The organism is Photobacterium sp. OFAV2-7 (genome assembly GCF_022347985.1).
Taxonomy (GTDB): domain Bacteria; phylum Pseudomonadota; class Gammaproteobacteria; order Enterobacterales; family Vibrionaceae; genus Photobacterium.
Window position 1 is genome coordinate 1 of sequence record NZ_JAKRFQ010000309.1, and the last position, 5,373, is coordinate 5,373.

General features: G+C 44.7%; 6 protein-coding genes and 1 pseudogene. 2 read left to right on the forward strand and 5 right to left on the reverse strand.

Annotation, left to right across the window (positions count from 1 at the left end):
- Positions 1-27: 27 nt before the first annotated feature.
- Complete coding sequence (locus tag MHN01_RS15395; RefSeq protein ID WP_239412152.1) at positions 28-1,209, reverse strand: amino acid aminotransferase; 1,182 nt, start codon at positions 1,207-1,209, stop codon at positions 28-30.
- Positions 1,210-1,466: 257 nt separating this feature from the next.
- Between MHN01_RS15395 and MHN01_RS15400 the strand changes: the two genes are divergently transcribed.
- Positions 1,467-1,778 carry a DUF3081 family protein gene (locus MHN01_RS15400; protein ID WP_075762215.1) on the forward strand — a complete coding sequence of 104 codons (312 nt, stop codon included), beginning with the start codon at positions 1,467-1,469 and terminating at the stop codon, positions 1,776-1,778.
- Positions 1,779-2,083: 305 nt separating this feature from the next.
- Positions 2,084-2,251: a hypothetical protein gene (locus MHN01_RS15405; protein ID WP_175577486.1), complete on the forward strand. Its 168-nt coding sequence runs from the start codon at positions 2,084-2,086 to the stop codon at positions 2,249-2,251.
- Between the two features lie 161 nt (positions 2,252-2,412).
- Here the strand turns inward: MHN01_RS15405 and MHN01_RS15410 are convergent, their stop codons facing one another.
- The 4 genes and pseudogenes from MHN01_RS15410 to MHN01_RS15425 form a co-directional block, all read right to left on the reverse strand.
- A complete protein-coding gene (locus tag MHN01_RS15410; RefSeq protein ID WP_075762214.1) occupies positions 2,413-2,811 on the reverse strand; it encodes a VOC family protein in 399 nt (132 codons plus the stop codon).
- Positions 2,812-3,097: 286 nt separating this feature from the next.
- Positions 3,098-3,349 (reverse strand): hypothetical protein, encoded by a 252-nt coding sequence (locus tag MHN01_RS15415; protein WP_239412153.1) that lies wholly within the window; start codon positions 3,347-3,349, stop codon positions 3,098-3,100.
- Positions 3,350-3,493: 144 nt separating this feature from the next.
- A complete protein-coding gene (locus MHN01_RS15420; protein ID WP_239412154.1) occupies positions 3,494-4,957 on the reverse strand; it encodes a glycosyltransferase family 39 protein in 1,464 nt (487 codons plus the stop codon).
- Positions 4,954-5,373, reverse strand: a pseudogene (locus MHN01_RS15425) (glycosyltransferase); the annotation flags it as partial. The pseudogene MHN01_RS15425 and the gene MHN01_RS15420, both read right to left, overlap by 4 nt.

Sequence of the window (5,373 nt, forward strand, 5' to 3'; positions counted from 1 at the left end):
CTAGCTCCCTCACTCATCGTTACGACTTCAGCGTGATACGGTAACTAACGCATTAGCCAGATAATCTAGTTGCTGTTCTTGTAAGCCGGCAACATTGATCCGCCCGTCACCAACAGCATAGATGGCAAACTCATCGCGCAAACGACCGATTTGCTCAGGGCTTAAACCTGTTACCGAGAACATCCCTTTGTGCTGCTCGATAAAATCGAATTCATCTGAGCCTTGTGCGCGTACCGCCTTTGTCAGCCCAGCTCTCAAGCTCAATAAACGCCCCAGCATTTCGTCCAGTTCCTGCTTCCAAACTTGAGTGAGTGCAGGATCGCTCAGAATAGTCGCGACAAGTGCAGCACCGTGATCAGGTGGCATGGTATATGTCGAGCGTGCAAGATTCATAATCCGCCCTTTCGCCTTCTGCGCTTCCTTCAGGCTATCACTGATCACAATCGCGGCACCAGTGCGCTCACGGTACAGTCCAAAGTTCTTAGAGCAAGATGTTGCGATAATCATCTCTTCAGTATTTTCGGCCATATGCTTCAAGCCAGCCGCATCTTGTTCCAGGCCATCTCCAAAGCCCTGGTAGGCAATATCGACAAATGGCATAAAGCCGTTCTTATTAGCGAGCTCCGTAATCGCCTGCCAGTCGGCAAACGAAATATCAGCCCCCGTTGGGTTATGACAGCACCCATGAAGCAACACAACATCCTTCGGACCGGCTTTCGCTAATTCGGTCAGCATCGCCTGGCTGTCAACTTGCTTCGTGACTGGATTGAAATACGGGTAATAGCGAACTTTCAACCCAGCGGCTTCCATAACAGGCTTATGATTGACGTAGCTAGGGTTTGAAATCCATACCGTTGTGTCAGGCTGGGCAATATACATTAAATCGGCCAACATCCGCAGTGCTCCGCTGGCTCCCGGAGTCTGAATTGCGGCAGCACGGCTATATGCAGATGTATCTGTAAGCAACAGATCCATCATTGACTGGTTAAACACCTCATTTCCGGCAAGCCCAACATAGGCTTTGGTCGTTTGTGTCTCCAATACACGCTGCTGAGCCTGCTGAACTGCCTGCATGATCGGCGTTTCACCTTGGCTATTCCGGTACACCCCTCTACCTAAATCCATCTTATTTTCGCGCTCGTCTTCTCGGTAGGCAATTGAAAGCGACAAAATAGGGTCAAGTTGTGCTTCGGTAAGCTGCTTAAACATAGGATAAATTCCATTTAGTGGCTGTTCATAGATTCAACCTATCACTTAGCTTACGAAAGGTCACTATGAAATCATTAAAAATATCAATGTTGTTCTGTTCCTTTTTTGGCAAAACTGTGACCCCTAACGGGCTCTATTTTTGATCTTAAATAACATTCAACTAACTTAGCTTGCAGTCAACGAGACAGGACCTAAATTTATAAGTGTAACTTGCGTTTTTTACCGTAGGAACAATATGAAATTGGGTGGAGGTTGTTATGAAAAACAGTGTTGATGTACGTACCTTGCTTAGTGTGTACGAAAAGATCAAAACTCAGGGAACAGCGACAGATACGGGCATCCAGCTTGGTGGAGTCACCTGCACTGAGAACCCGGATGGATACTATGTCAATCTATCTGATAGCAATGTCAGCCTCGATATCAACTTCCATAATACATACCACTTCCATACCGCGAATGAAGATCCCGATACCGTCATAAACCAAACCACAACTGAGTTTCACAATAACAACGAAGCTCAGATTCAGGCATTCATTCACAAACTCATGGAGCTGGATAAAAGATATTAACTTCACGAAAACCTCCCAACAATAATCAGCAGGCATGATTTTGAGAGCTCATATAAACAGCCCTCAGCATCAGCCTGCTCAACGCTCTGAATTCAAACCAAATATTTTCTTTATTTGACACTTTCCTGACAAAGCAAGCTAGCAAAATCAATACGCTAGATTCGTTTCCAACAACAACGAATAAACAATTACACGCCGTTCAGTTTGCATTCATACAGGCTGAGATATGGTCGAAATATAAAATTACGGCCCACTTTAACGGCATGTACTAATAACGTTTCTGTCTTACCAGGAAGAGAACCAAGATGCACACTCCACAACTCAGTACCAAAGAGATTGATAATGCGATTGCTGCCCTAGGTGAATGTTATAGGCGTCTGAACGCTGCCGAGATGACAGCCAAGGAATTATCGCAGGACGGCTTCACCCTAATGTTCAAGTCAGCTTACGAGGACCTCTCAAAGCGTCATTAGGGAATATACCGATTATTAATTTAGAGCCCTAGATCTTCTAATCGGTGCCTAGCCTACAAGCCAAGTAATTCTCGCTGAAACGAGCATCTTGAGGTAGCTTGGGTATAGGCATAGACAAAAAAGCTCAGGTATTAGCCTGAGCTTTTAAGATTCAATTGGAATTAGCAATCCCAATCTCGGTTTTGTAGTACCACGCGGTATCCGTCAACATCTTCGAATGTTTTACCAACATTTTCCCAATATGGGTTCGTAGACTCTACCACGCTAAATCCGGCATCAATCATATTACGGCAGGTACGTTCCCATACTCTGCTGCAGTCAATATAAAACACTAACAAATGTTCTTGTGACGGTGCTTTTCCTACAGTGGCGCCTTGTTGATGAATAAACTCCAAATGATAGGCATGTTGCTGGTGACCTAGTACTACACCATCAAAGCCATCATGATCTTTAAACTGTTTAAGCATCTCAAAGCCAAGTGCCTTACTATACATCACAGCAATTTGCTCTAGATTATCCGTAGGTCTGACAACACGGAGTGTCGCGTCTCTTGGTATCATGGCCGTATCATCCTTTGATTCTAAATTGTTTCTATCGCGTTATAGCCTGGTATTATTTTTTCTATATAAAATGAATCACCACACTAAATAGCAATATCGTTATTTTTCACCCTTAATACTCAAAGGGTTGAATATCCCCATACTTTTACAGCTATTGCCCATACCGTCAAGCCATTAGATATATTAATCAAACGCTAGAGTGCAGCTTTGCTGGACGCCGCACATTTTCTGCCCTGGATCACACTAGAATGAAAAAAGTGGCACCAGGCCACTTTTTAAACAACATTCATTGTTTCAGCTCTCCTGTGGAAAGCAGCGACAAATTGTCGGGAGTAAATTTCTGGTAGCAGATCCGTGACCGTTTAGGCGGATAAATAAACTTGGTTACTTTGACCACATATTTGGCAATAATGTTTCCGGTTAAGTCTTTCTCATCGTACCAAAAGGTATCAATATCTGTTTCCTTGCCGATATCCCACTTCATGTCTGTGCGCACGAAACTATGACTACTGGGTATCTCTAGTAACTCTTTGTACATAGTGATGCTCCAACTTTCCATAATCCTGACGTCATATTCCCACAGCATTAAAAGGGATATAGTTAGTCCTATCACAGTTCAAAAAACAACCAATATGTCAGTTCACTTTTATCGCACGTCATATAACTGGTTAAACAAGTTCATTTACGGCGCTACATTAACAAGCGATGGGTTTATCGATTTACAATAGATAAGCTCACGCTTTTTCGATTCTCCACGTAACTCACAACGGCGCTTATCCCATAAAAAACCCTCTGGTATGTGTTTTTTATCGATGACAATAAACACATCTGATTTGGCGTTTTTCATCAACTCTGTAATCGGTTCACTCACCGCTTTAGCCTGACCATTGGAATAAAACTGGGCAGAAAACGGCCTGTGGTTGACATACAGCAACTCGCTCTGGCTCGTTTCGGCTTGTGAAGCCCATTGAGCCATCAGATGTTTTTCAGCTTCTTTTCCGGTTAGGTTGAATTTGAGCAATAGAGCGACAATGACAATTAAAACAGGAGTAATCAACCCCAGCTTAAACACGCGTTCAGATAAAGGCTGTTGATAGTGGTAGGCCGTGATGAGCAAAGCCATCGCAGGTAAACCGGGAAGTACGTAGCTAGGCAGAATATTGCCAGCAAACGTAAACAATAGTAATGGCGATGCCATCCAGCACCAGAGAAATCCAAGATAGCCTGACTCAGACTGAACACCATCTTGTCCGTTTCTGAAAAATCGCGAAACCTGATAGATCAATACCGGAGACCAAGGCAAAGCAGCCAATATCCAATACACCCAAATGGTGCCTCTTAGTTCTTTATGGGCCGAGCCATAAAGGTCCCCCTCCCAGCCGCTAACAACAAATCGCTTTATATGCTCGCCGATGATGAAGTAATTCAGAAAGCCCGGGGTTTTCCATTCTGCCAGCAAGTACCAAGGCAATGATATAAGTAAAAATAAAACCACTCCTCCCTTCCATGGCAGACAAGTGGGTATTTGCTGCCAGCGCTTATCCTGAGCCAGCCATAGCACCAGACTAATCCCGACAAGTACTAACGTCAGCGGCCCTTTTGCCAGCATGCCAATGGCAAGACCTACAAAGAATAAGTAGCCCCATCCTCGGGATTTTTGCTGCCAAGACAGCCAAAAGCTCATCATAGACAGAGTAATGGCAAGCGTTAACGCCATATCCGTCATGACTGCGCCCGCAATAACACTGAATGCAGTTGTAGTTGCTAAAATAGCGACAGCCAGCCAGGCTGTATTGCGATTACCTTTTCCTCTGGCAGCAAGTAGCCATACCAAGCATAACACTATACAGCCAACGATGAGGTGTGGGACTCGAGCAGCGAATTCGGATACTCCCAAGAACTCAAACCCCGTCGCACTTAGCCAGGTAAACAGAGGGGGGTTACCCCAAAATGGAACGTCATAGTCAAACATCGGCGTGATCCAGTTACCGGTCTCGAACATAATTCGAGCCATCTCGCCATAACGCGCCTCTGTTGTATCCATTAATGGATAAATACCAAGAGTTAGCAACCGAACAGCCATTGCGAACACAGCTAAAGCAATTGCAAATTGAGTGGGTGAAAGTTTCTTTAGTGACTGAATCATGCTTCTACTTCTTTGTTCATTTTTACTGCTTCTCGTACGTTGTTATCCATAACAACAAATAAAGGTCGCTGCTTTGCTTCAATAAATAGTCGCCCGACATACTCTCCCATCAAGCCGATGGAAAGCAGTTGGATTCCGCCGAGAAGCAAGACAACCATGATTGTTGACGGATAGCCTGCTACAGGATCTCCCCAAATCATGGTTTTGGTAAAGACAACAGCTGCCATTGCAATTGCTGCCATTGAAGTAATCAGGCCAGCACCAGTTGCCAATCGCAACGGACGAGTACTGAACGAGGTGATCCCCTCAAATGCCAGGTGGACAAGCTTGGTGTAGTTCCATTTAGTTTCACCCGCGAGCCTTGGGTCTCGATCGAACATCATGGTTGTACGACGAAAACCAGGCCAGACGAATAA

Coding starts and splice junctions, on each gene's coding strand:
- MHN01_RS15395 (WP_239412152.1), bottom strand. CDS start 1,209: ATGTTTAAGCAGCTTACCGAAGCACAACTTGACCCTATTTTGTCGCTT.
- MHN01_RS15400 (WP_075762215.1), top strand. CDS start 1,467: ATGAAAAACAGTGTTGATGTACGTACCTTGCTTAGTGTGTACGAAAAG.
- MHN01_RS15405 (WP_175577486.1), top strand. CDS start 2,084: ATGCACACTCCACAACTCAGTACCAAAGAGATTGATAATGCGATTGCT.
- MHN01_RS15410 (WP_075762214.1), bottom strand. CDS start 2,811: ATGATACCAAGAGACGCGACACTCCGTGTTGTCAGACCTACGGATAAT.
- MHN01_RS15415 (WP_239412153.1), bottom strand. CDS start 3,349: ATGTACAAAGAGTTACTAGAGATACCCAGTAGTCATAGTTTCGTGCGC.
- MHN01_RS15420 (WP_239412154.1), bottom strand. CDS start 4,957: ATGATTCAGTCACTAAAGAAACTTTCACCCACTCAATTTGCAATTGCT.